The 24,290-nt window shown below is 21.5% G+C and carries 27 protein-coding genes; 13 read left to right on the plus strand and 14 right to left on the minus strand.

Annotated features, from left to right (window positions below; translation table 11 throughout):
• Positions 1-3: 3 nt before the first annotated feature.
• From DM780_RS00940 to nusB, 4 genes are read right to left on the minus strand one after another with little or no spacing between them, the layout of a single operon-like run.
• Positions 4-105 carry a 30S ribosomal protein THX gene (locus DM780_RS00940; RefSeq protein WP_110548617.1) on the minus strand — a complete coding sequence of 34 codons (102 nt, stop codon included), beginning with the start codon at positions 103-105 and terminating at the stop codon, positions 4-6.
• Positions 98-703: a dephospho-CoA kinase gene (gene coaE, locus DM780_RS00945; RefSeq protein ID WP_110548618.1), complete on the minus strand. Its 606-nt coding sequence runs from the start codon at positions 701-703 to the stop codon at positions 98-100. The genes DM780_RS00940 and coaE overlap by 8 nt, the downstream gene beginning before the upstream one ends.
• Positions 700-1,059, minus strand: coding sequence for a preprotein translocase subunit YajC (gene yajC / locus DM780_RS00950; RefSeq protein WP_110548947.1), 360 nt, complete (start codon positions 1,057-1,059; stop codon positions 700-702). Before yajC ends, coaE begins: the two co-directional genes overlap by 4 nt.
• Before the next feature lie 54 nt (positions 1,060-1,113).
• Entirely contained in the window at positions 1,114-2,052 is a 939-nt protein-coding gene (gene nusB, locus DM780_RS00955) for a transcription antitermination factor NusB (RefSeq protein ID WP_110548619.1), read from the minus strand.
• An 82-nt stretch (positions 2,053-2,134) separates the two neighbouring features.
• On the opposite strand from nusB, the gene DM780_RS00960 reads away from it, so the two are divergent.
• The 3 genes from DM780_RS00960 (at position 2,135) to DM780_RS00970 (ending at position 4,943) form a co-directional block, all read left to right on the plus strand.
• A complete protein-coding gene (locus DM780_RS00960; RefSeq protein ID WP_110548620.1) occupies positions 2,135-3,889 on the plus strand; it encodes an ABC transporter ATP-binding protein in 1,755 nt (584 codons plus the stop codon).
• 72 nt (positions 3,890-3,961) lie between these two features.
• Entirely contained in the window at positions 3,962-4,351 is a 390-nt protein-coding gene (locus DM780_RS00965; RefSeq protein WP_110548621.1) for a DUF3276 family protein, read from the plus strand.
• Between the two features lie 91 nt (positions 4,352-4,442).
• Positions 4,443-4,943 carry a KdsC family phosphatase gene (locus DM780_RS00970; protein WP_110548622.1) on the plus strand — a complete coding sequence of 167 codons (501 nt, stop codon included), beginning with the start codon at positions 4,443-4,445 and terminating at the stop codon, positions 4,941-4,943.
• Between the two features lie 72 nt (positions 4,944-5,015).
• On the opposite strand, the gene groL is transcribed toward DM780_RS00970, so the two are convergent.
• From groL to pncB, 7 genes are all read right to left on the minus strand, one after another.
• The gene (groL, locus tag DM780_RS00975; protein ID WP_110548623.1) at positions 5,016-6,656 is read right to left on the minus strand and encodes a chaperonin GroEL; all 1,641 of its coding nucleotides are present in this window, start codon (positions 6,654-6,656) and stop codon (positions 5,016-5,018) included.
• 69 nt (positions 6,657-6,725) lie between these two features.
• A complete protein-coding gene (locus tag DM780_RS00980) occupies positions 6,726-7,004 on the minus strand; it encodes a co-chaperone GroES (RefSeq protein ID WP_014246136.1) in 279 nt (92 codons plus the stop codon).
• A gap of 120 nt (positions 7,005-7,124) precedes the next feature.
• Positions 7,125-7,364: a preprotein translocase subunit SecG gene (gene secG, locus DM780_RS00985; protein WP_110548624.1), complete on the minus strand. Its 240-nt coding sequence runs from the start codon at positions 7,362-7,364 to the stop codon at positions 7,125-7,127.
• 10 nt (positions 7,365-7,374) lie between these two features.
• The gene (locus DM780_RS00990) at positions 7,375-7,857 is read right to left on the minus strand and encodes a hypothetical protein (protein WP_110548625.1); all 483 of its coding nucleotides are present in this window, start codon (positions 7,855-7,857) and stop codon (positions 7,375-7,377) included.
• Positions 7,847-9,121 carry a sigma 54-interacting transcriptional regulator gene (locus DM780_RS00995; protein ID WP_110548626.1) on the minus strand — a complete coding sequence of 425 codons (1,275 nt, stop codon included), beginning with the start codon at positions 9,119-9,121 and terminating at the stop codon, positions 7,847-7,849. Before DM780_RS00995 ends, DM780_RS00990 begins: the two co-directional genes overlap by 11 nt.
• A 17-nt stretch (positions 9,122-9,138) precedes the next feature.
• Positions 9,139-10,530: a tRNA (N6-isopentenyl adenosine(37)-C2)-methylthiotransferase MiaB gene (gene miaB, locus DM780_RS01000; RefSeq protein WP_110548627.1), complete on the minus strand. Its 1,392-nt coding sequence runs from the start codon at positions 10,528-10,530 to the stop codon at positions 9,139-9,141.
• Positions 10,531-10,617: 87 nt separating this feature from the next.
• On the minus strand, positions 10,618-11,793 hold the full coding sequence (gene pncB, locus DM780_RS01005) for a nicotinate phosphoribosyltransferase (protein ID WP_110548628.1): 1,176 nt from the start codon (positions 11,791-11,793) through the stop codon (positions 10,618-10,620).
• Between the two features lie 167 nt (positions 11,794-11,960).
• Here pncB and DM780_RS01010 point away from each other — a divergent pair, with 167 nt between their 5' ends.
• The 5 genes from DM780_RS01010 (at position 11,961) to DM780_RS01030 (ending at position 14,721) form a co-directional block, all read left to right on the plus strand.
• Positions 11,961-12,230 (plus strand): RNA recognition motif domain-containing protein, encoded by a 270-nt coding sequence (locus tag DM780_RS01010; protein ID WP_014246142.1) that lies wholly within the window; start codon positions 11,961-11,963, stop codon positions 12,228-12,230.
• A gap of 103 nt (positions 12,231-12,333) precedes the next feature.
• Positions 12,334-13,206 carry a 4-hydroxy-tetrahydrodipicolinate synthase gene (gene dapA, locus DM780_RS01015; RefSeq protein WP_110548948.1) on the plus strand — a complete coding sequence of 291 codons (873 nt, stop codon included), beginning with the start codon at positions 12,334-12,336 and terminating at the stop codon, positions 13,204-13,206.
• A 22-nt stretch (positions 13,207-13,228) separates the two neighbouring features.
• Positions 13,229-13,756 carry a ferritin gene (locus DM780_RS01020; protein WP_110548629.1) on the plus strand — a complete coding sequence of 176 codons (528 nt, stop codon included), beginning with the start codon at positions 13,229-13,231 and terminating at the stop codon, positions 13,754-13,756.
• A 6-nt stretch (positions 13,757-13,762) separates the two neighbouring features.
• On the plus strand, positions 13,763-14,410 hold the full coding sequence (gene bamD, locus DM780_RS01025) for an outer membrane protein assembly factor BamD (RefSeq protein WP_110548630.1): 648 nt from the start codon (positions 13,763-13,765) through the stop codon (positions 14,408-14,410).
• Positions 14,410-14,721 (plus strand): hypothetical protein, encoded by a 312-nt coding sequence (locus DM780_RS01030; RefSeq protein WP_110548631.1) that lies wholly within the window; start codon positions 14,410-14,412, stop codon positions 14,719-14,721. The genes bamD and DM780_RS01030 overlap by 1 nt, the downstream gene beginning before the upstream one ends.
• On the opposite strand, the gene fsa is transcribed toward DM780_RS01030, so the two are convergent.
• Positions 14,714-15,376 carry a fructose-6-phosphate aldolase gene (fsa, locus tag DM780_RS01035; RefSeq protein WP_110548632.1) on the minus strand — a complete coding sequence of 221 codons (663 nt, stop codon included), beginning with the start codon at positions 15,374-15,376 and terminating at the stop codon, positions 14,714-14,716. The two genes, DM780_RS01030 and fsa, sit on opposite strands and share 8 nt — an antisense overlap.
• Before the next feature lie 98 nt (positions 15,377-15,474).
• Between fsa and lpdA the strand changes: the two genes are divergently transcribed.
• The 3 genes from lpdA (at position 15,475) to obgE (ending at position 18,575) form a co-directional block, all read left to right on the plus strand.
• A complete protein-coding gene (gene lpdA / locus DM780_RS01040) occupies positions 15,475-16,857 on the plus strand; it encodes a dihydrolipoyl dehydrogenase (protein WP_110548633.1) in 1,383 nt (460 codons plus the stop codon).
• A gap of 122 nt (positions 16,858-16,979) precedes the next feature.
• The gene (locus DM780_RS01045) at positions 16,980-17,561 is read left to right on the plus strand and encodes an adenylate kinase family protein (protein WP_110548634.1); all 582 of its coding nucleotides are present in this window, start codon (positions 16,980-16,982) and stop codon (positions 17,559-17,561) included.
• A 15-nt stretch (positions 17,562-17,576) separates the two neighbouring features.
• The gene (gene obgE, locus DM780_RS01050) at positions 17,577-18,575 is read left to right on the plus strand and encodes a GTPase ObgE (RefSeq protein WP_110548635.1); all 999 of its coding nucleotides are present in this window, start codon (positions 17,577-17,579) and stop codon (positions 18,573-18,575) included.
• On the opposite strand, the gene clpX is transcribed toward obgE, so the two are convergent.
• The gene (gene clpX, locus DM780_RS01055) at positions 18,561-19,781 is read right to left on the minus strand and encodes an ATP-dependent Clp protease ATP-binding subunit ClpX (RefSeq protein WP_110548636.1); all 1,221 of its coding nucleotides are present in this window, start codon (positions 19,779-19,781) and stop codon (positions 18,561-18,563) included. The two genes, obgE and clpX, sit on opposite strands and share 15 nt — an antisense overlap.
• 238 nt (positions 19,782-20,019) lie before the next feature.
• Here clpX and DM780_RS01060 point away from each other — a divergent pair, with 238 nt between their 5' ends.
• The gene (locus DM780_RS01060; RefSeq protein ID WP_110548637.1) at positions 20,020-21,645 is read left to right on the plus strand and encodes a CTP synthase; all 1,626 of its coding nucleotides are present in this window, start codon (positions 20,020-20,022) and stop codon (positions 21,643-21,645) included.
• Positions 21,646-21,659: 14 nt separating this feature from the next.
• Positions 21,660-23,489, plus strand: a complete 1,830-nt coding sequence (gene yidC, locus DM780_RS01065; RefSeq protein ID WP_110548638.1) for a membrane protein insertase YidC — start codon at positions 21,660-21,662, stop codon at positions 23,487-23,489.
• On the opposite strand, the gene DM780_RS01070 is transcribed toward yidC, so the two are convergent.
• Positions 23,486-24,250 carry a biotin--[acetyl-CoA-carboxylase] ligase gene (locus DM780_RS01070; protein ID WP_110548639.1) on the minus strand — a complete coding sequence of 255 codons (765 nt, stop codon included), beginning with the start codon at positions 24,248-24,250 and terminating at the stop codon, positions 23,486-23,488. The two genes, yidC and DM780_RS01070, sit on opposite strands and share 4 nt — an antisense overlap.
• Positions 24,251-24,290 lie beyond the last annotated feature (40 nt).

A 24,290-nucleotide genomic window follows, 5' to 3' on the forward strand; every position in this document is an offset into this window, starting at 1 on the left:
TGATTATTTTTTATTTTTTTTAGAATTTCTAGGATTTTTACGAATATTACCATATGTTTTATTTTTTATTTTTCCTTTTTTAGTTTTTTTATCTCCTTTACCCATTTTTTAAAATTTTTTGAATAATTTGATTATGTATTTCTTTTGTTTTTTTTTGTAAAAAAAAAATATCCTGAGTATTTTCAATAATTATATTAGAATATTTAATTTTTTTTTTATTAGAAATTTGAAATTTAATACGATTCATAATTTTTTTTTCACTTATATGATCTCTTTTAATGATTCGTTCAATCATTTTCTCTATAGGAGAAATAATAGTAATAATTAAATCACAATTTTTATAAGATCCACTTTCAAATAAGATAGCAGATTCTTTTATAGAATAAAAAGTTTTTTGTGAAAAAATCCAATTTTTAAAATCTAAAAAAATCCATGGATGAACAATAGAACATAATAATTTTAAATAAATAGGATTTTTAAATACTATTTTAGATAAAAATTTTGTATTGACTTTATTATTTTTATATGATTTTTTACCAAAAAATTTTATAATATTATTTTTTAATAATTTTATTTTATTCATTAAAATTTTACTTCTTTTATCTGATGAATATACAGGAATTCCATTATTTTTAAAAAAAGAAGAAAATAAACTTTTTCCAGATCCCATATTTCCAGTAATTCCTATCAAAAATGATCTCATTTTTTTTTAATATTTTCTTTAAATTCTATTTCTTTTTTATTATTATGATTTTTATTTTTTTTCAATAAATTTTCATAACGTAACTGGGTTAATTCTTTAGATATAGAGTTTTTTTCAAATTTTATTTTACCTGTAATAGTTTCTAATATACAGAAATGATTTGTAATTTCTATAATCTTTCCATGTAATCCAGAATTTGTTACTATATAAATTCCTTTTCTTAAATTTTCTTGAAATTTTTTTTCTATTTTTTGTTTTCGTATTTGAGGACGTATCATAAAAAAATAAAATACAATGAATATTAATACAAACATCCAAATAGTGTTTGTTATAGAATTTTGTAATATAGAAAACATAAAATTTAACATTTTTTTTGAATATATATAATAAATAAAATGAGTAAAAAATAATTATATTAATTTTTTTTCAATTTTAAATATTTTATTTTGTTTATATAATAATTTGAATACTTTATCTAGAATACCATTAATGAAAATTTTACTTTTTTCCATACAAAATATTTTTGTAATTTCTATATATTCATTTATAGTTGCTTTTGGAGGAATATTTGGAAAATATAAAAATTCACAAATAGCCATTTGTAATATGATTAAATCTACAGTAGCTATTCTATTTATAGACCAATTTTTGGATATATATTCAATTAGTTTATTAAATTCATCTTTATGATAAATTGTATTTCTATATAAATCAATAATAAATTTTTTATTTTCATTATTTTTATAAATATTATATAATTTAAAATTTTTAGGGGTAGATAATTTTATAGATTGTAAAGTTTTACAAACTATTATGTGTGCAATATATAAATTTTCGGATCCATTTATTACATATCTATCTTCAATATAATCAATTAATTTTTTATTAGGGATTATACTATTTTTATAATATTTTATAATAAAATTTTTTTCTTCTTCAAAAGAAGAATTAAATTTTTGTATAGAATTTTTAAAAATTTGTGATTTTTGCATTTCTTTTATTAATAAAAAAAGAATAGATTCATCCTGTTTTATCCATAATTTTTTTTCATAATATTTTAAATATTTATATTTTAATAAATATTTATTATTAGATAATATTTTAATTATGGAATTATATGCTATTTTTTGTATAGAATTTATTTTTTTTTTAGTTGAAATTTCATTTATATTTTTGATGGCTTTATCTCTAATTTTTAATATTAAATAGAGTAGAAAAATATATAATTCATGTAATTCTTCAATATTTTGAAGCATATTTTTTTCTACTTTTTTAAAATTTATTTTAGATAAATGTTGGGCATATAAAAATTGCAAACTTCTTATTCTGAAGTATCGCCTAATTAACATTTCTTTATGGTATTAATTTTTTATAGTTTACAATTATATAGATAAAATTTTAAACTAAAAAGTTTGTATTTTTATATTTTGTATGGTTGGTTTATTTATTTTTAGTAAAAAATATTTTTTTAAATATAAATTTCGTTTATGTATAGGTTTTTTATTAATTTTAATATCCAACATTTTAACTATACTACCCATTCCTTATATAGGAAAATCTATTAATACAATAAAAAATATTTTTATATATTTTTCAAAATATAATTCTTATTATTATAATTATTTTAATAATTTAAAAATAAAAATACTTATTTATACAAGTATAATATTATTAGTTCCAATTATAGGAGGAATTGTTAAATATTATATGAGACAATGTATTATTACAACGTCCAGAATGATAGAGTATGATATAAAAAATGAAATTTTTTTACATTATCAAAAATTGAATTTATCTTTTTATAAAAAAAATTCAACCGGGGATTTAATGAATCGTCTTACAGAAGACGTTTCTTTTATTCGACAATATATAGGTCCAGGAGTTATGTATTTTGTTAATCTTATAGTTTTATTTTTAATGGTTTTTATACAAATGTTACGATTAGATAAAATATTGACTTTTTATATAGTAATTCCTATTCCTATACTATTCATTTTTATTTATCATATTGGTATTTTTATTACAAAAAAAAGTAAAGATGTACAAAATTATCAATCTTTTATTTCATCTTTTATACAAGAAACTTTTTCTGGAATTAATGTTATTAAATCATTTGTATCTGAATTTTTTTTTCAAGAAAAATATAAAAAAATTATATTAGAATATCAAAAAAAAAATATAGAATTAGCTAAAATAGATATTATTTTATCTTCTATTATTGTTTTTTTTATTGGAATGATTTATTTATTAATTATTTTTTTTGGAGGTAAAAAATATTTTAAAGGAGAAATAAAAGAAATAGGAATTCTTGCAGAATTTTTTACGTATGTAAATGTATTAGTTTTTCCTTTTATTATTTTAGGTTGGGTAATTTCTATAATAGAAAGAGCAAAAGTATCACAAAATCGTATAAATAAATTTTTAAAAGAAATACCTGAAATTTTTAATACTAATTTATTAAAAACAGAAATTATCGGAAAAATTAAATTTAAAAATGTTAGTTTTATTTATAATTCTAATTTAAAAAATCAATCTAATATTATAGATAAGGTATCTTTTACTATTAATAAAGGAAAAACATTGATTTTAACTGGAGAAACAGGATCTGGAAAAACAACGATTGGAAGATTAATTTCTCGTCTTTATGATCCAAATAAAGGAAAAATTTTTATAGACAATATTTCTTTAAAAGATCATAATCTTTTTAATTTTAGAAGTAAAATTGGTTATGTTCCTCAGGAATCTTTTCTTTTTTCAGATTCTATTTATAATAATATAGCTTTAGGAAATATTAAAAAAGAAAATTCATATAAAGTTTATGAAGCTGCAAGAAAAGTAATGATAGAAGAGGAAATTCTTAATTTTAAAAGTGGATATGAAACAATTATAGGAGAGAGAGGGGTAACCTTATCTGGAGGTCAAAAACAAAAAATATGTATTGCAAGAGCAATTATAAGAAATCCAAAAATACTTATATTTGATGATAGTTTTTCTTCTATAGATCAAAAAACTAGAAAATTAATAATTCTTTCTATAAAAAAAAAATTGAAAAATAGTACTATAATTATTATTACTCATGATATATCTTATATATCTAATTTTGATCTTATTATTGTATTAAAAAATGGAAAAATATTTCAAATAGGTAATCAAAATTCTTTTTTTTATAAAAAAAATATTGAATAATTTTAGGAAAAGTAGGATGGACCGTTTTTTTTATTTAGATTTGCCTAATTAGGATTTATAATTTTGTTTGAAATGGACGAAAAAGAAAATATTAAAGAAAGAAATGAAATTTGTTCACGTACTTTAAAAACCGGCAGTCGTACGTATTTTTTTGATGCTAGGGAAACAAGAGCAGGGGATTATTATTTAACTATTACTGAAAGTAAAAAAAAATTTTCTGAAAGTGGAGAAATTACTTATAAAAAACATAAAATTTATTTATATAAAGAAGATTTTTCTAAATTTCAGAGTATACTTGATGATATGATTCGATTTATTATAAATGAAAAAGGGAGAGAAGTAATTTCAGAACGTCATCAAAAAGATTTCAAAAATCATACATTCAATCAAGAAATTAAAGAAATTCATAAAAAACCATTAGAAAAAAAAGACCTTACAAATATTAATTTTGAGGATATATAAATAAGTATATTTAAGTATTAATAAATTGCATATTATAATAATATTTTTAGTATATATTTCAAATATAATTGATAAATAATGTTTTTATATTATGGAAAATTATAGAAATATAATGAAAAATATTAATACTTTTATTTTTGATATTGATGGAGTATTAACAAATTGTACTTTAAATTTATTTCCTGATGGTAATATAGTACGTCAAATGTTTGTTAAAGATGGATTTGCTATACAATTAGCGAAAGATAGAGGATATAATTTATGTATTATTACAAGATGTGTAGATTTAATGGTTTTTCGTCGTTTAAGAGATTTTAATATTCAATATATTTATCAAGGTATTAATAATAAAAAAAAGTATTTGGATGAATATTGTAATATTTTAAATATTACGAGAAATAAAATATTATATATGGGGGATGATATACCGGATATTGAAATTATGAAATCTGTAGCTTTACCTTGTTCTCCAATAGATGCGGTACCAGAAGTAAAAAAGGTATCTAAATATATTTCTCCTAAAAAAGGAGGTAGAGGATGTGTAAGAGATGTAATAGAACAAACTTTAAAAATTCAAAAAAATTGGTTATAAAAAAAAATAGTGTCAATTGACACTATTTTTTTTTATTATCTTTTCTTATTTTTATGTAAAATTATTCCACATTTACATCATTCCACCCATACCACCACCACCAGCTCCAGGCATTGGTGGAGAATTTGGTTCATCTTTTTTTATTTCTGTAACAACACATTCAGTAGTTAATAACATTCCAGAAACTGATGCTGCATTTTCTAATGCAACTCTCGCTACTTTAGTAGGATCTATAATTCCTTCAACTATCATATTTTTATATTCTCCAATTTTTGCATCATAACCAAAATCACCTTTTCCCTCAGCTACTTTAGCAACTACTACAGACCCTTCTCCACCTGCATTAGCTACAATTTGACGTAAAGGTTCTTCTAATGATCTTCTTACTATTTGTATTCCGGTATCTTGATCAGAATTATCCCCTATAACGTTTTCTAATGATTTTATTGCTCGAACTAATGCAACACCACCACCAGCTACAATACCTTCTTCAACTGCAGCACGAGTAGCATTTAAAGCATCATCTACACGATCTTTTTTTTCTTTCATTTCTACCTCAGATGCAGCTCCTACATAAAGGACAGCAACTCCACCAGCTAATTTAGCAAGACGTTCTTGTAATTTTTCTTTATCATAATCAGATGTAGTAGATTCTATTTGAGCTTTTATTTGATCTACACGTGCTCTTATATCTTTTTTACTACCTCCACCATTAATAATGGTAGTATTATCTTTATCAATAATAACTCTTTCTGCTTTTCCAAGCATTTTTAATTTAACATCTTCTAATTTACTTCCAGTTTCCTCTGAAATTACAGTACCACCTGTAAGAATAGCAATATCTTCTAACATAGCTTTTCTTCTATCTCCAAATCCCGGAGCTTTTATAGCTGCTACTTTTAATGTTCCTCGAATTTTATTTACTACTAAAGTAGCTAATGCTTCACCTTCTACTTCTTCAGAAATAATAAGTAAAGGCTTTCCTGATTGAGCTACAGGTTCTAATATAGGTAACAAATCCTTCATTGCAGCAATTTTTTTATCAGATAGTAGAATTTGGGGTTGATCAAATTCTGTTATCATTTTTTCAGTATTTGTTACAAAATAAGGGGATTGATAACCTCTATCAAATTGCATACCTTCTACTACATCTACTGATGTATCTGTTCCTTTTGCTTCTTCTACAGTAATTACTCCTTCTTTTCCAACTTTTTCAAAAGCATCTGCTATTAATGCGCCAGTTTTTTCATCATTATTTGCAGATATAGAAGCTACTTGTTTTATTTTATCGGTATTTCCTCCAACTTCTCTAGATTGTTTTCTTAAATCTAAAATTACGACTTCTAATGCTTTATCTATTCCTCTTTTTAAATCCATTGGATTTGCTCCCGCTGCTACATTTTTTAACCCTTCTCTAACGATAGCTTGTGCTAATACAGTTGCAGTTGTTGTCCCATCTCCAGCTACATCATTAGTCTTTGAAGCTACTTCTTTAACCATTTGAGCTCCTAGATTTTCTATTGAATCTTCTAGTTCTATTTCTTTAGCTACAGTAACTCCATCTTTAGTTACTTGAGGACCTCCAAAAGATTTTTGTAATACTACATTACGTCCTTTTGGTCCTAAAGTTACTTTAACAGCATTAGCCAATGCATCTACTCCTTTTTTTAATTTATCTCTTGCTTCAATATCAAATTTAATATCTTTTGCCATAATTTTTATATTTTTTAAATTACAAGTTATGGATTATTCATAATTATTTATTATTTCAATAATTAATTATTATATAACTGCTATTACATCAGATTCCCGCATAATAAGATATTCTTCTCCTTCCCATTTTAATTCAGTTCCAGAATATTTTCCATATAAAATTCTATCTCCTTTTTTTAGAATCATAGGTTCATTTTTTTTCCCATTTCCAATAGATATCACGGTTCCTTTTTGTGGTTTTTCCTTTGCAGTATCAGGAATTATTATACCTGATGCTGTTTTTGTTTCAGCAGGATCAGGTTTTACTAGTACTCGATCTGCTAAAGGTTTAATCTTTACTTCCATCATATTTAAAATAATTTTTAAAGTTAATGATACTATTCCCGTTCAAAGCCAAAAACATGCCAAATAAAAAATATTTAAATTTTTTGTATTTAACTAATATTATATGCCATAATGACATATTTTTTATAAATTATGTTTTAATAAATAATTAAAAAATAAAATCAAAAAAAATATAAAAATAGATAATATCCAAGTTATTTTTTCTAAAAGATTATTTGTTCTTTTAATTCCAAAAAGTCTAAAATTTTTATCCATGAAAGATTGATAAAAAATTCCTTTTTTAGGATTTTGTATTAAAATTATTATAATAAGAAGAAAACATATTAAAATAATGAATATTCCTATAAATATAATTGAATACATACATAATTAATTACCAATTATTAAATATTTTATTGTATAGTTGAGAAACTAAATTATTAATAATTTTTTCTGTTATAAGATAATTTTCTAATGGGAAATTATCTTGTTGAGAAAAAGATTCTACAATATCAAAATATTTTTCCCAATTTTTTTCTGGATTTAAATTATCTTTACAGTAAATTTTTACTGTCATTTTAATCAATTTTAATTTTGGATTTCTTTTTTTAATTATTTTATAGTCTATAAAATCTCCAGATAAATGAATATTCCCACCTTTTTTTACAAAATTCCAAGGAGTATGTTTTAAAATAAAATTTTCAAATTTTTTTTTAAATTCAAAAGAAATAGATTTTCCTGAAATATTTATATTATTATCTGAGAAATTCCCAATTTCTATTGTTTTTTTATCCAATAAAAAAGGTGCATAATGACAATGACTATTATTTAAAAAAACGTAAAAAAGAAATATAATAAAAATATTTTTATAAACCATATTGTTTAATTTTTCTATATAATGTTCTTTCTGAAATACCTAATTCTATTGCAGTTTTTTTTCTTTTTCCATTATTTTTTTTTAAAGCTTTTTGAATAAATTCAATTTCTTTTTTTTGTAATGAAAAAGAATTATATTCTTTTTTTGAAAAATCTTCTTCTATTTCTTCATAATCAAAATCATATCTTGATAAAGATTTTGAAGAATTTTCTAATTGAAATATTGAATCTTTTACTATAGATTTAATAGAATTATTGGAAGGTTTAATTATTTTTCCAAATACTTTTTCCATAAGTTCTTGATTTTTTTTTATAAATTTATTATCATTGTTGCTTTTTATTAATTGTAATGTTAAATTTTTGAGATGATTTAAACTTTTTTTCATATCAAATAAAATTTTATATATAAAATCTCTTTCGTTAGAAAAATTTTTAAAAAAATACTCATTATTTGTTGAATGAGAAAATGATAACGAAGGAATATTTTCTGGAATATATTCTTTTAATTTTTCTGATGAGATTTCACGTTTTTTTTCTATTACTGACATTTGTTCTATAAGATTTTTTAATTGTCTTATATTTCCAGGCCAAGGATATTTTTCTAAATATATTATAGCATCTTCAGTTAATTTCATTGAAGGAATATGATATTTATCTGAAAAATCATTAGAAAATTTTTTAAATAACAATTTAATATCATTTTTACGAAAACGTAAAGGAGGAAGATTTATTTGAACTGTATTAAGACGATAATATAAATCTTCTCTAAATTTTCCTTTTTGAATAGATTCTAAAATATTTAAATTAGTTGCAGCTACAATTCGTATATTAGTTTTTTGTATTTGAGAAGAACCAACTTTTATAAATTCACCTGTTTCTAAAATTCGAAGTAAACGAACTTGTGTAGTTAAAGGTAATTCACCAACTTCATCCAAAAATATAGTTCCTCCATTTGCCCCTTCAAAATATCCTTTTCGCATACTTGTAGCTCCTGTAAAAGATCCTTTTTCATGTCCAAATAATTCACTATCAATAGTTCCTTCTGGAATTGCACCACAATTTACAGCAATATAAGAATGATGTTTTCTATAGGAAAATTGATGAATTATTTTAGGAATAAATTCTTTTCCCACTCCACTTTCTCCAAGAACTAGAACAGAAATATCTGTTGGTGCAACCTGAATAGTTTTTTCTAAAGCTCTATGTAAAGCATAATCGTTCCCAATAATGGAAAATTTTTTTTTTATGTTATGGATAGATTCCATATATGGATTTTACTTATTTATTTTTTTTTTATTCCTATTCCCATTAATGTTGCAGATGTATAATCCATTATTTTTATAAAAACAGTTTCTCCTATTTTATAAGTTTTTTTTGGAAAAACTATTACAATATTTTGGGTATTTTTTCCATACCAATATTGATTATTTTTTTTAGATTCTCCTTCTATTAAAACTTCTTGAATTTTTCCTATATATTTTTTCATTTGAAAAATAGAATGATCTCTTTGAAGGTTAATAATTTCTTGTAATCGTTTTTTTTTTATAAATTCTGGAACATTATCTTCTAATTTATTATAAGAATAAGTTCCCGGTCTAGGAGAATATGCAAACATATAACCATAATTATATTTTATTTCATTCATTAAACTAATTGTTTCTTGATGATCTTTTTCATCTTCATTACAAAATCCAGTCATAATATCATGAGATATAGAACATTCTGGAATTATAGATTTAATTTTTTTGATTAAATACAAATATTGTTTACGAGTATATTTTCTATTCATTAATTTTAATATTTTATCGCTACCAGATTGAACTGGTAAATGAATATGTTTACATATATTGGAATGTTTTGATATTACTTCTATTACTTTATTAGACATATCATGTGGATTAGAAGTAGAAAAACGAATTCTCATAAAAGGTATTTCGATAGCTAATAAATCTAAAAGATTAGAAAAATCTATGATTTTTTTATTTTCAGTGTATATTTTTTTATAAATTCTTTTTTTTAATCCATCACTCCCAAACCATAAATAAGAATCTACATTTTGACCTAAAAGTGTTACTTCTTTAAATCCTTTTTTATATAAAGTTTCACATTCTTTAATTATAGAATATGGATCACGACTAGTTTCTCTTCCTCTTGTAAAGGGTACTATACAAAAAGTACACATGTTATCACATCCTCTTGTTATACTCAAAAATGCGGTTATTTTATTTTTTTTTCTAAATGGCTTTATATCGTCATAAGTTTCTTTTTTAGATGAAAAAATATGAGAAATTTTTTCTCCTTTCATAGATAAACGAATTATACTAGGTATTTTTTTATATAAATCTGGTCCAATTATAAAATTGATCAAATTATTATCTAAAAATTTTTTTTTCATTGAATTTGATAAACAACCCAAAATACCGAATAATATAGGTTTTTCTTTTTTTAAATACTTTAATTTTTGTAATCTATTTTTTATAGATAATTCTACTTTAGTTCTTATAGAACAAGAATTTAATAAAATTATATTTGCTATTTTCAAATTTTCTGTTAAAAAAAATCCATTATTTAATAATATAGAAATAACTATTTCATTATCAGAAATATTCATTTGACATCCATAACTTTCTATATAAAAAAAATTTTTTTTTAAAACACTAATTTTTTTTTCCATTCATTATTAATTAATTTCTTTAAATTTAAAGATAAAAAAAATGTCATTATGTCATATATAATGTAAAATTAAATTAATTAATAAAATTTATGGAATTTGAAGTATTCTTTTAGCGTAAAGAATCATTTTTTTATCTCCTGTAGATTTTTCTTTTACATTAGAAAGTTTAATAACAGATATCCATTTTTTTTTTGGAATAGCTTTTACCATTTTAATAACTATATTCATTGATGGAGGCCCAACATCATTGGTAAAATTCGTTCCTATACAAAAAAATGGAGTAATCTTATTTTTACAAAAAGAGGAAATATAAGCTATTTTATACGGATTAAGATTATCGGAAAAAATAATTTTTTTTTGTAATGGATTTATTTTTAATTTTTTATAATGTTTTATAGTTTCCTCAGTAAAAAAAATTGGATCTCCACTATCATGTCTAATACCTTCAAAAATATTGGCTAAGTTTTGATCAAAATTTTTAAAAAAAATAGGAGTAGTATATGTATCAGATAAAGCTATACCTAAATTTTTTCCATATATATTTAACCAATTTTTCATAGCAATTTTATCTGCCATATTAAATCCATATTTAGCTGCATGAAACATTACCCATTCATGTCCATGAGTACCAATAGGTTTTATTGATAAAATATGGGATAAATGTACGTTACTACTACCTATAAAAAAAGATGGAGCTTCTTTTTTTACGAATTTTAAAACTAATTTATGTATTTGATATGAAAATCTTCTTCTAGTTCCGTATTCTCCAATTTTTATATTTAATTTTTTATATTTATTTAATTTTTTTTTCGTTAAAAGAAGAATTTTTTTATCTGAAATTCGTTTTGCATCTGTTAATTGATAATATAATTCAGATATTATTGCCATTAAAGGCACTTCCCATAAAATAGTTCTATGCCATAATCCTTCTATATGCATTTGTATATTTTTTCCTTTTTGAGATATATTAACTTCTTTTGGATTATATTGATATTTATTTAAAAAATCAAGATAAGTAGAATCTAAATAAGGACAATTTTTTTCTAAAAAAATCCTTTCTTCATTTGATAATTTTAGATCAGACATTTTATCAAGATTTTCTTTTAAAAGATTAGCAAAATTTTTGGGGAAAGAATGTTTTCCACGATTTATAAATTCATATTTAGTTTTTACTAAAGGAAATAATTTAATTATAGCATTTTGCATAGTAAATTTATAAAAATCATTATCTAATAAAGACGATACAATAGAAAATTCATTCATTATATTCAATATATTCTTTGATAATTATTAAAAAATTATTATTTGGAATATCTGAAAATAAATTTTTTTTTTATATATGAAGTTAAAAAACTTCTTCAAGAAGAATATTTTTCTTTTAGAAAAAATATTTCTCTAAATTTGCTTTTAAAACAATTTATTTTTATAATATGGATTATACGAAATTATACGTTGGCAATTTATCTTATGATATGACAGAACAAGAATTAAAAGAATATTTTGAATCTATAGGAGAAGTTATTAACGCAAAAATTATTTTTGACGAATCTACTTCTAATAAAAGAAGTAAAGGATTTGGATTTATAGAGATGTCTAATGAAGAAAATGCAAAACAAGCTATAGAAAAATTAAATGGAACAGAATTTATGGGAAGAAATATTATTGTTTCTGTAGCTAGACCAAGGATAAAAAGAGATTAATTCTTTTTTCTTTTTCTATACGTCTACATCTGTTTATAAATGAAAATGAAAAAAATACTGAAATATTAATAATAATGTTAGTGAATTAATTATTATGTATTTTATGAAAAAATTATATGGAACAGGTGTAGCGTTAGTTACTCCTTTTAAAAAAAATAGAAAAATTGATTTTAATGGACTTGAAAATCTTTTAAAATATATAGAAGATAAAGTGGATTATTTAATAATATTAGGTACTACAGCAGAAACTTCTACTTTAGAAGAAAATGAAAAAAAAGATATAATTGAATGTATTAAAAATTGCAATTATAAAAAAATACCTTTAATATTAGGAATAGGAGGTAATAATACAGAAAATGTTATCAAAAAAATAAAAAGTATCAATTTATCAGATTTTTTGGCAATTCTTTCTATTTCTCCTTATTATAATAATCCATCTCAAGAAGGAATATATCAACATTTTAAATCTATTGTTAATAATACAGATGCCAATTTAATCGTTTATAATGTTCCTAAGAGAACAGGATCTAATGTTTTTCCGGAAACAATTATTCGTTTAGCTAATGATTTTAATAGAATTATAGGAGTAAAAGAAGCATCTGGTAATATTTTACAATCTTATAAAATTATAAAAGAAAAACCAAAAAATTTTAGTGTGATAGCAGGAGATGATTTTATTTCTTTACCTTTAATACTAGGAGGAGGAAATGGAATTATATCTGTGATAGCTCAAGGATTTCCAGATAAAATATCTAAAATGATTTCTTTAGCGAAAAATAATAAAGTAAAAGAAGCATTTTCAATTTTTTATGAAATTTTTAATATGATTTATCTTATTTATGAAGAAGGAAATCCTACTGGGATAAAAACTTTTTTAGAGATTATAGGTATATGTAGTTCATATGTAAGATTACCATTATTAAGTGGAACTCCTAATTTAAAAAAAAAAATGCAATTATTATTAAAAAAACTATAAATAAATTAATTATTTAATTTTTATGTTTAGTAAAAAAATACAAATAGAATTAAAAAAACAATTAAATAGAGAATTAGAATCTTCTCAATTATATTTATCTATGGCTTCTTGGGTTGAATATAAATATGGTGGTCTTGATGGAATATATAATTTTTTATATGATCATTCAGATGAAGAAAGAAAACATATGTTGAAGTTAATAAAGTATATTAATAAAAGAGGAGGATATGTAGATAATTTTAATAAAAGTGAATATTATATTTTTGAAAAAATTTCATATAATTCTTTGATGAATTTATTTCATAAATTATTTAAACATGAAAAAAAAATTTCTTTAGAAATTAATTTTTTAGTTGAGTTATCATTACAGGAAAAAGATTTTTTTACATATAATTTTTTACAATGGTATGTCGAAGAACAAATAGAAGAAGAAGTTTTAATAAAAAAAATATTGGATAAAATTGAATTAATTGGAGAAGATAAAGGTGGTTTATATTTATTTAATCATGATATTAAAAATTTTTATCAAAAAAATGTGGAAAAAAATTAGATAATTATGAATTATACAAAAATTATTTTTTTTTTATTATTTATAATAACTGGATGTTATGATGGAAAACATTTATCAAAATGGAATCCTAATTTTTATAATAAAAAAAATGAAATTTATATATTAGAAAATATTTTACGAAAATTGAATCTTTTTTCAAAAAAAAAGTATTTAAAAAATAATTATGAGGAAAATGAATCATTTAAACGTGGATTAACTTATTATTTTAAATCTTTAAATTTCGATTTAGATCAAAATAAAACTAAAGAAGCAATTGAAATCTTAAATAAATTTATTAAAGCATATCCAAATAGTTCAAAATTAGAAGAAATTAATGAAATTTTAAGTAAATTATCAAAAAGACTTGAAAAAAAAGATTATTATATTGCTAATACATATTTTTTTATGAAAAAATATCAATCATCTTTAATTTATTTTCAAAATTTTTTAAATAATTTTCCAAAAAGTAATTTTAAAGAAGATGTTTTATACAAAATTTGTTTAATTACATATAAACTTTCTATTAATAAAAAGGAAAATCAAAAAAATAAAATTTCAAATTTTATTGAGGCATATTATAGATATGTAAAATTATATCCAAATTCTAATAATATAAAAAAATTAAAAATTTTTTATGAAAAATTATTAAAATAATGAATTTTAAAGAAATTAAAGCTCCAATAAATACAGAAACAATAGATTGTGAAGAATTAGAAAAAAAATCCGGAAAAAATATTTATGGAACTATTTGTATTCTAGAAAAAATTAGTCAAAAAATTAGTCAAAAAATTAAAGAAAATTTAGATAAAAAATTAGAAGAATTTAATTTTATCAACAAAAATAATTTAGAAGAAATTTTTGAAAATAAGGAACAAATAGATTTATCTAAATTTTATGAAAAACTTCCAAAATCTACATCTATTTCCATTCAATATTTATTAGATAATAAAATAAAAATTAATTAATAATATTTTCATAATCTTCTAAAAATTTTTTCAATCCTATTTCTGTTAATGGATGGTTAAATAAAGATAGAATTATTTTTAATGGAGATGTTACTGCATATATTCCTATTTTAGAACATTCTATAATTTGTAATGGATTACGTATTGATGCTGCTAAAATTTTTGTATCAAAGTGGTAATTATCATAGATATTTTTAATTTCCTTTATTAAATTTAATCCATTATATGATAAATCTTCTAATCTTCCTAAAAATGGAGAAATATAATTAGATCCTGATTTTGCAGCTAAAATAGCTTGACCAGAGGAAAATACTAAAGTACAATTAGTTTTAATATTTTTTTTTGATAAATATTTTATTGCTTTAATTCCATCTTTAATCATCGGGATTTTTACTACTATTTTTGGATGTAAAAGTGAAAGTTTTTCGCCTTCTTGAATCATATCTATATAATTTGTACTTATTAATTCTGCACTTACATTTCCTTCTTCATCATCTAATAATTGACAAATAGATATATAATGATTATTAATATTTTTTTTTGGGATAAATTCTTTTGATATTAAAGTTGGATTTGTAGTTACTCCATCTAATACCCCTAATTTTTTTGCCTTTTTTATTTCAGCTAAATTAGCTGTATCTATAAAAAATTTCATATATTTTTTTTCTTATTAAGTAATAATAAATAAAAACAAATTTATAAAAAAATTAAGAATAAAAATTTGTAAATTTATATTTATCAAAAATTATAGTTATGAATTTTGATGTTATTGTTTTAGGTAGTGGACCAGGTGGTTATATTGCATCTATACGATCTGCACAACTCGGAATGAAAACAGCTGTAATAGAAAAAGATTCTTTAGGTGGTGTATGTTTAAATTGGGGTTGTATACCCACAAAATCTATTTTAAATAGTGCTAAAATTTTACAAGAAATAAAAAAAAATAAAAAATTATTTGGTATAAATCAAATAAAAGTTGACTTTTCTCAAATACTTTTTAAAAGTAGAAATATAGTGGATAAAATGAGAAAAAGAGTTTCATTTTTAATGAAAAAAAATGGAATACATGTTATTCATGGTGAAGCAAAATTAAAAAAAGGAAAAAAAATTGAAATTTTTAGAGATAAAAAAAAAATTGAGGAATGTTATGCTTCGCATATTATTATAGCTACAGGTGGAAAACCAAAAATTGAAAAAAAATTTCAACAAAATAAAAAAAGAATAATAGGATATAAAGAAGCACTATCTCTTTCAAAATTACCTAAAAAAATGATTATTATCGGTTCCGGTTCTATTGGATTGGAATTTTCTTATTTTTATCATTCTATGGGAACAGAAGTTATCCTTATAGAGCTTTTTCCTAAACTTTTTCCAAGTGGAGATGAAGAAATATCTGATCAAATAAAATCAATTTTTAATAAGATAGGAATTAAAAGTTATGTTTCATCTTTTATAAAAAAAATCAATTATACTGATCAAGGAATTATAGTTGATATTAAAAATTCTAAAAAAAATATTACTCTGGAAGCAGAAATAGTACTTTCTGCAATTGGAACTATTCCAAATATTAATATAGGATTGGAAGAAATTGGAATTCAAACTAAAAATGGTTTCATAGTAGTAGATAAAAAATATAGAACAAATATAGAAGGTTATTATGCTATTGGAGATGTAATTGAAGGTCCTTCATTAGCACATGTAGCTTCGAATGAAGCAATTTCATGTATTGAAAATATCAAAGAATTAAATCCTCAAAAAATAGATTATGGAAATATTCCCAAATGTGTTTATTGTTCTCCAGAAATTGCATCAGTAGGTTATACTGAAAAACAAGCTAAAGAAAAAGGATATAAAATTAAAGTTGGAAAATTTCCTTTTCATTCTATTGGAAAATCAATTTGTGATGAAAATATTGAAGGTTTTGTTAAAGTTATTTTTGACGAAAAATATGATGAATGGTTAGGTTGTCATATGATTGGAAATAATGTTTCGGAATTAATTTCTGAAGTTGTAGTTGCTAGAAAATTAGAAGCAACTAATTATGAAATAATGGGAAGTATTCATCCACATCCTTCATTAAGTGAATCAATTCTTGAATCTATTTTTCATGCTTATGGAAAATCAATTCATTTGTAATTATTTTTTTCATAAAAAATAAATTATAATTATTATTAGTATCAAGAGTACTGATCGGAATTATTTATTCTCTTTTATCATAATTTCTATATATTTTTTATGTTATTTATCATTATTTTTTTATGATACACATTATATTATTTGGCCCACCAGGATGTGGAAAGGGAACTCAAGCAAAAATTTTAGAAAAAAAATTCAGATTAGTTCACTTATCTACTGGAATGATATTTAGACATCATATAAAAAATAAGACAAGTTTAGGTAAACTTTCTCATTATTATATTAATAAGGGAATATTAGTTCCTGATCAGATTACAACAAATATGTTGAATATAGAAATAAAAAAACATACTCAATCTAAAGGAATTATTTACGACGGATATCCTAGGACAAAAAATCAGGTTTTTTCTTTAGAAAAGATATTAAAATCTTTATTTTTAGGTAGGATAAATATAATTTTTTCTTTTGAAATAAAGAAAAAATTATTAATCAATAGATTATTAAAAAGAGGTAAGATTAGTCATCGTGATGATGATTCGGATATTATTACAGTTAAAAGAAGAATAGAAGAATATAATAAAGAAACTTTTTTTATTTGGAATGAAAAAAAATGGAAAAATAATTTTATAAAAATCAATGCTTCTTCTTCTATAAATGAAATTTCTTTTTTTATAGAAAAAAAAATTTCAAATTTAAATATTTAAATAATAATTTTTTTTATGAAAAATAATTTTATAGATTTTATAAAAATTTATTGTAAAAGTGGTGATGGAGGGAAAGGATGTATTCATTTTCATAAAAAAAAATATATAAAAAAGGGGATTCCTGATGGAGGATCAGGTGGTCAAGGAGGTAATATTATTATACGAGGAAATTCTAATATTCATACTTTTATTCATTTAAAATATAATAAACATTGGATTGCTGGATCTGGAAATTCAGGAAAAAAAAATAATATTACCGGAAAAAGTGGTAAAAATTTATTGATAGAAGTACCTATAGGAACTATAATTAAAAATATTAATGATACTATTTTAGTAGAAATAATTAAAAATGATCAAAAAAAAATTTTATTTAAAGGTGGAAAAGGAGGAAAAGGAAATGTTTTTTTTAAAAATTCGAAATATCGATCCCCATTTTATGCACAATCCGGGATAAAAACTACAGGTAATTGGATATCTTTAGAATTAAAAATTTTAGCAGATGTTGGTTTAATTGGATTTCCAAATTCCGGAAAATCAACTTTACTTTCTATAATTACAAAAGCAAAACCAAAAATAGGAAATTTTCCTTTTACAACTAAAATACCTAATTTAGGAATAGTTAAAATGAATTATGATACTTTTTTAGTAGCCGATATTCCTGGTATTATAGAAAAAGCTTCACAAGGTAAAGGATTAGGGTTTACTTTTCTAAGACATATAGAACGTAATCTAGTTCTATTATTTTTAATTTCTTCAGAAAAAAAAAATAATAAAATGGAATATTTCATATTATTGAATGAATTAAAACAATTTAATCGAAAATTATTAAATAAAAAACGTTTATTAGTTATTTCTAAATCAGATTTAATTGATAATGAAATAAAAAAAAATATAAAAAATTTTTTTCTAAAATTAGGAGAAAATATCATTTTTATTTCTTCTTTTACCAAAGAAGGAATAAGTCAATTAAAAAATAAATTATGGTATTTAATTCAAGAATTACGAGTAAAATAATTTTTTAATAACCATATTTTTGTCTATATTTAAAATTTTGTTAGATTCTTTCATTTCAAATATATAATCTACAAATATTTTTTCACAAAAGGTACGTAATCCTCTAGCACCTAATCCTAATTGAATGGTTTTATCTACAATAATATCCAAAGCCTCATCCGTAATATTCATGGATATTTTATCCATATTAAATAATTTTTTATATTGTTTTATTAAAGCATTTTTTGGTTCAATTAAAATTTTTTTTAATGTAATTTTATTTAATGGATCTAAATAGGTAATAATAGGAAATCTACCAATAAGTTCTGGAATTAATCCGAATTTTCTAAGATCATTAGCAATGATATTTTTTAAAAAATTTTTTTTTTCTTTTTTTCTTTTTTTTATAATAAATCCAATAGAAAATTGATTAATTCTATCGTATATAATTTTTTCTATTCCATCAAATGTACCTCCAGCAATAAACAATATATTCTCGGTATTAATTTGAATCATTTTTTGATCTGGATGTTTACGACCTCCTTGTGGTGGAACATTAATAATAGTCCCTTCTAATAACTTTAGCAAAGATTGTTGTACACCTTCACCGGATACATCTCTAGTAATAGATGGATTATTTTTTTTTCTAGAAATTTTATCAATTTCATCTATAAAAACAATTCCTTTTTCAGCATGATTTATATCATAATTTACAGATTGTAATAATCTTGTTAAGATAGATTCTACATCTTCTCCAACATATCCTGCTTCCGTTAAAGTAGTTGCATCTGCTATAGTAAAAGGAACTTTTAATAGTTTAGAAATACTTTTAGCAAGTAAAGTTTTTCCGGTCCCTGTATTTCCAATTAATAAAATATTGGATTTTTCTATTTCTATATCATCTTTATTTTTATTTTTTTCGTATTGTATACGTTTATAATGATTATATACAGCAACAGAAATAATTTTTTTGGCTTCATTTTGTCCTATAATATATTTATCTAAAAAATCTTTTATTTCTTTAGGTTTTTTTATTTGTATTTTTTGATTTTTTACATTATATATTTTTTCTTCAAAATCTTTTTTTTCCGTAGAAAATTTTTTATGAATTATAGAATATGTTTTTTCTATACAAAAATTACAAATATGGCCATTAATACCTGATATTAAAAATGTTATTTCATCTTTTTTTCTACCACAAAAGTTACATTTTAAAAAATTTTCCATAAAAATATTTAGGATAGAGAATATATGGAGCAAGCAAAGCTATATCATATCGCTACAACCTTAATTACCTTTGCTGTGTTCCCACCCTGGAGGATTTATAGGGAGCTGATTATATAGAGCTTGCTCCAAGTTTGGCAAATATAAAAAAAAATTATAAATTCTTTATTTTTTAATATATAATTTATTTTTATTTAATAATTAATAAACAGATTATCAAGTAATAATAAAAAATTATTTCATGGTTATTAAATATATTTTTGTTACTGGTGGTGTAACTTCTTCATTAGGTAAAGGAATTATTTCGGCTTCCTTAGGAATGTTATTGAAAAGTAGAGGATATAAAATTACAATTCAAAAATTAGATCCTTATTTTAATGTAGACCCAGGTACATTAAACCCTTATGAACATGGAGAATGTTTCGTAACTCAAGATGGAGCTGAAACGGATTTAGATTTAGGTCATTATGAGCGATTTTTAGATCAGCCTACTACAAAAGATAATAATGTGACTTCTGGTCTTATATATAAAACGGTTATTGATAATGAACGAAAGGGCTATTATTTAGGAAAAACTGTACAAGTTATTCCTCATATTACAAATGAAATTAAAAGACGTATTAAAATGTTGGGATCATCCAATAATTATGATATTATTATTACTGAAATAGGAGGTACCGTTGGAGATATAGAATGTCTTCCATATATTGAATCTGTTCGTCAATTAAAATGGGAATTAGGAGAATTAAATAGTTTAGTAATTCATTTAACTTTATTACCATATATATCAGTTACTGGAGAAATAAAAACAAAGCCAACACAACATTCTGTTCGTAATTTAATGGAAAATGGGATTCAAGCAGATATTCTAGTATGTAGAACAGAAAAACACATATCTAAAAATATTCGAAATAAATTAGCATTATTTTGTAATGTAAAACCAGAACATGTAATTGAATCTATTAATACAAAAGTTATATATGATATTCCATATTTATTACATTTACAAAATTTTGATAAATCTGTTTTAGATCATTTAAATTTATCTACTTTTACATCCCCCAATTTGCATAAGTGGAAAATATTTCTAAAAAAATATAAAAATCCTAAATATGAAATTAAAATCGCATTAGTTGGAAAATATGTTTCTCTACATGATTCTTATAAATCAATCATTGAAGCATTAATTCATGCAGGAACAGAAAATGAAATTTATGTTAATATAAAATGGATTTATTCAGAAAAAATAAAAGAAAATAATATAAAAAAATATTTTAATGAAATCTCAGGAATTTTAATTGCTCCTGGATTTGGAATTAGAGGAATAGAGGGGAAAATACTTGCAACAAAATATGCAAGAGAAAAAAAAATACCTTTTTTAGGTATATGTTTAGGTATGCAAATAGCAGTAATAGAATTTGCTAGAAATGTATTAGAAATACGAGATGCGGAAAGTAATGAAACTAATCCATATGCTTCTTATCCAGTGATTAGTTTAATGAAAGAACAAAAAAATATTACAAAAAAAGGGGGAACTATGCGTTTAGGAAATTGGAAATGTTCTTTAATAAAAGGATCGAAAATTTTTTCTATTTATGGAGGAAAAAAAGAAATTATTGAAAGACATCGTCATAGGTATGAATTTAATAATGAATATTTAGAATATTTTTCTAATGCTGGAATGAAAATTGTAGGAATAAATCCTGATACAGGATTGGTAGAAGCCATAGAATTAGATAATCATATTTTTTTTTTAGGAGTTCAGTTTCATCCTGAATATAAAAGTACAGTTTATAATCCTCATCCTTTATTTAATTATTTTGTCCAAATTTCTAAAAATTATAAATCATTTGTTTATCATGGATAGAACTATTTTTAGTTATGAAGGATAAAAAATTAGATTATCAATCCACTATTGGACTATTACTTATATTGTTTATTTTAACAATTTTTACATATTTTAATGTATCTGAGGATAAAAAATATTCTTCAGAAAAAATTATTAAAAGGGATCCTTTTTTTTTAAAAACATCATTTTCTAAAACAAAAAAAAAAATAAATAATTATTTTAATTTAGAAAATGATGTTTTAAAACTTAAAATTTCTAGTTTAGGAGGATCAATTAACGAAGTTTTTTTAAAAAAATATAAAGCTTATGATCCTATTCATTTATCACATAATAAAAATCTTTATTTAATAAAAAACTCTAGTTTTTTATATAATATGATTTTTTTTAAAAAAGAAAATTTAAAAAATAATAATAAAATTATAAATACTAGTTCTCTGTATTTTTATCCTTTTTTTTTAAAAAAAGAAGGAAGTAATAATAGAGTACTTATAATGAGAGCTAAAAATCCTTATGGAAAAGGATTTATAGAATATATATATACTATAAAGAAAAAAAATCAATATAATATTGATTTTTTTATTCGTACAGTAGGCTTTTCTTCTTATTTAATCGATAAGACTATTTATATTGATTTAGAACAAAAAATTTTTTCTTTAGAAAAAGATAGAAATTGGGAAAATACTTATACTCAGGTCTATTATTCTTATAATAAAAATTATAAATCCAAAATAGATTATTTATCAGAAAAAAATTCAGAAGAAAAAAATATAAATAATTTAAATTGGATTGCTAATAAACAACAATTTTTTACTTCTATTTTTTTTTCAAAAAATCCTTTGAAAAATATTTTTATTCGTTCTGAAAATTTTTCTTCTGGAAATTTTTTAAAAAAAATTCAATCAAGATCTTTTTTAAAAATAAAAAATAATGAGAATTTGAATCTTTCTTTTCAGTTATATTTTGGTCCATTAGATTTTTCTTTATTAAAAAAATATGAAAAAAATATTGAAAACATTATTCCATTTGGTTGGGGTTTTTTAAAATGGATCAATAAATATTTTTTTTTAATCATTTTTCAATTTTTGGAAAAAACAAATTTAAATTATGGAATTATTATTATTTTAATGACTATTGTTGTAAAGTTAATACTATCACCAATAACTTATAAACAATATAAATTAAGTGCTATGATGAAATTAATTCGTCCTGAAATAGACGAATTAAATAATAAATTTAAAAATTCAGATCCATTAAAAAAACAAAGGGCTACAATGGAATTATATCGAAAAGCAGGAATAAATCCTATGTCTGGTTGTATTTCTACTTTATTTCAAATTCCTATTTTTTATTCATTATTCAAATTTTTTCCTACTCTCATTAATCTTAGAGGAAAATCTTTTTTTTGGGTAGAAGATCTTACCTCATATGATTCCATTTTTGAGTTACCATTTTCTATTCCATTTTATGGAAATCATATAAGTTTACTTACTTTATTGTATTCACTAGCTCTTTTAATTTATACAAAATTAAGTAGTGATGGAAGAAATGATTATTCCAATAAAAATAATATTCCAGATATGCATTTTATGTTATATTTAATGCCTATAATCATGTTGTTTTTCATAAATAGTTATGCTTCTGGTCTTTCTCTTTATTATTTTACATCCAATGTAATCAATATTGGTTTGATTTTTTTTATTAAAAAATTTATGTTAGATGAAAATAAAATTCATCAAAAAATTCAAGAAAATAAAAAAAAACCAATAAAACATAATTATTGGAATCGTAAAATAAAAGAAATGATTGAAAAAAATAGAAAAGAATACTTTTATAAGTATAAAGGAAATAATAATCTTAATTAAAAGATGAGTTTTATTTTTTTTTGAGAAAAAGAATATAATTTATTATCGTTTTTAAATTCTATAATCAAATTTCCTTTTTTAGTTATATTTCGTATTACTCCTTGAGTAAATTTTTTATGTTTATAATTATTATTAATAATCTCAAAAAAAGATATCTTATCTTTCATATAAAGGTGATTTATGTAATAATTTCTTATAAATTTTTCTCCATAAGTCATAAAAAGAAAACATTCTTTTTGAATGAAATAAATTAATTCATAAAAAAGTTTTTCTAATTGAAAATTTTTTTTAAGAATTTTTTTTAAAGAAGAAGCTTGAAATTTTTCATCAAATTTTATTTGATTTACATTCAATCCTATTCCAATAATAATTGCATATATTTTTTTATATAAAACATTATTTTCAATTAAAATTCCTCCTATTTTTTTATTCAATAAAATGATATCATTAGGCCATTTAATCCATATATTTTTATTATAAATAAATAATGTTTTATGAATAGCATTGCTTATAATAAAATTGATAATATATCCTTTATTAATAGGAAAAATTATTGATTTAAAAAAAATACTAAAAGTTAAATTTTTTCCTTTTTCTGTATTCCAATGGTTTTTCCCTACACCTTTTCCATTCATTTGATTTATAGCCCAAACTATAGTCCAATTTTTCATATATTTTAATGTAATTCTTTTTATATACTGATTAGTAGAATCTACTTTTTGTAAAAAAATTAAATATATTGGCCAAATGAATTTTTTCAAAATATTTTATATTGAAAAATTTAAATTCTTTAGAATGAAA

The sequence above is a fragment of the Blattabacterium punctulatus genome (assembly GCF_003226695.1).
In the GTDB taxonomy this organism is placed as follows: Bacteria; Bacteroidota; Bacteroidia; order Flavobacteriales; family Blattabacteriaceae; genus Blattabacterium; species Blattabacterium punctulatus.

Excerpts from the sequence above, each read along its gene's own strand:
- DM780_RS00980 (WP_014246136.1), bottom strand. The coding sequence starts at position 7,004 with ATGATGGAAGTAAAGATTAAACCTTTAGCAGATCGAGTACTAGTAAAA.
- yidC (WP_110548638.1), top strand. The coding sequence starts at position 21,660 with ATGAAGGATAAAAAATTAGATTATCAATCCACTATTGGACTATTACTT.
- coaE (WP_110548618.1), bottom strand. The coding sequence starts at position 703 with ATGAGATCATTTTTGATAGGAATTACTGGAAATATGGGATCTGGAAAA.
- fsa (WP_110548632.1), bottom strand. The coding sequence starts at position 15,376 with ATGAAATTTTTTATAGATACAGCTAATTTAGCTGAAATAAAAAAGGCA.
- lpdA (WP_110548633.1), top strand. The coding sequence starts at position 15,475 with ATGAATTTTGATGTTATTGTTTTAGGTAGTGGACCAGGTGGTTATATT.
- DM780_RS00990 (WP_110548625.1), bottom strand. The coding sequence starts at position 7,857 with ATGGTTTATAAAAATATTTTTATTATATTTCTTTTTTACGTTTTTTTA.
- groL (WP_110548623.1), bottom strand. The coding sequence starts at position 6,656 with ATGGCAAAAGATATTAAATTTGATATTGAAGCAAGAGATAAATTAAAA.
- secG (WP_110548624.1), bottom strand. The coding sequence starts at position 7,364 with ATGTATTCAATTATATTTATAGGAATATTCATTATTTTAATATGTTTT.
- DM780_RS01010 (WP_014246142.1), top strand. The coding sequence starts at position 11,961 with ATGGATTATACGAAATTATACGTTGGCAATTTATCTTATGATATGACA.
- nusB (WP_110548619.1), bottom strand. The coding sequence starts at position 2,052 with ATGTTAATTAGGCGATACTTCAGAATAAGAAGTTTGCAATTTTTATAT.
- dapA (WP_110548948.1), top strand. The coding sequence starts at position 12,334 with ATGAAAAAATTATATGGAACAGGTGTAGCGTTAGTTACTCCTTTTAAA.
- bamD (WP_110548630.1), top strand. The coding sequence starts at position 13,763 with ATGAATTATACAAAAATTATTTTTTTTTTATTATTTATAATAACTGGA.
- DM780_RS01060 (WP_110548637.1), top strand. The coding sequence starts at position 20,020 with ATGGTTATTAAATATATTTTTGTTACTGGTGGTGTAACTTCTTCATTA.
- clpX (WP_110548636.1), bottom strand. The coding sequence starts at position 19,781 with ATGGAAAATTTTTTAAAATGTAACTTTTGTGGTAGAAAAAAAGATGAA.
- DM780_RS00940 (WP_110548617.1), bottom strand. The coding sequence starts at position 105 with ATGGGTAAAGGAGATAAAAAAACTAAAAAAGGAAAAATAAAAAATAAA.
- miaB (WP_110548627.1), bottom strand. The coding sequence starts at position 10,530 with ATGGAAAAAAAAATTAGTGTTTTAAAAAAAAATTTTTTTTATATAGAA.
- DM780_RS00965 (WP_110548621.1), top strand. The coding sequence starts at position 3,962 with ATGGACGAAAAAGAAAATATTAAAGAAAGAAATGAAATTTGTTCACGT.
- DM780_RS00970 (WP_110548622.1), top strand. The coding sequence starts at position 4,443 with ATGGAAAATTATAGAAATATAATGAAAAATATTAATACTTTTATTTTT.
- yajC (WP_110548947.1), bottom strand. The coding sequence starts at position 1,059 with ATGTTTTCTATATTACAAAATTCTATAACAAACACTATTTGGATGTTT.
- DM780_RS00960 (WP_110548620.1), top strand. The coding sequence starts at position 2,135 with ATGGTTGGTTTATTTATTTTTAGTAAAAAATATTTTTTTAAATATAAA.
- DM780_RS01045 (WP_110548634.1), top strand. The coding sequence starts at position 16,980 with ATGATACACATTATATTATTTGGCCCACCAGGATGTGGAAAGGGAACT.
- pncB (WP_110548628.1), bottom strand. The coding sequence starts at position 11,793 with ATGAATGAATTTTCTATTGTATCGTCTTTATTAGATAATGATTTTTAT.
- DM780_RS01020 (WP_110548629.1), top strand. The coding sequence starts at position 13,229 with ATGTTTAGTAAAAAAATACAAATAGAATTAAAAAAACAATTAAATAGA.
- DM780_RS00995 (WP_110548626.1), bottom strand. The coding sequence starts at position 9,121 with ATGGAATCTATCCATAACATAAAAAAAAAATTTTCCATTATTGGGAAC.
- DM780_RS01030 (WP_110548631.1), top strand. The coding sequence starts at position 14,410 with ATGAATTTTAAAGAAATTAAAGCTCCAATAAATACAGAAACAATAGAT.
- obgE (WP_110548635.1), top strand. The coding sequence starts at position 17,577 with ATGAAAAATAATTTTATAGATTTTATAAAAATTTATTGTAAAAGTGGT.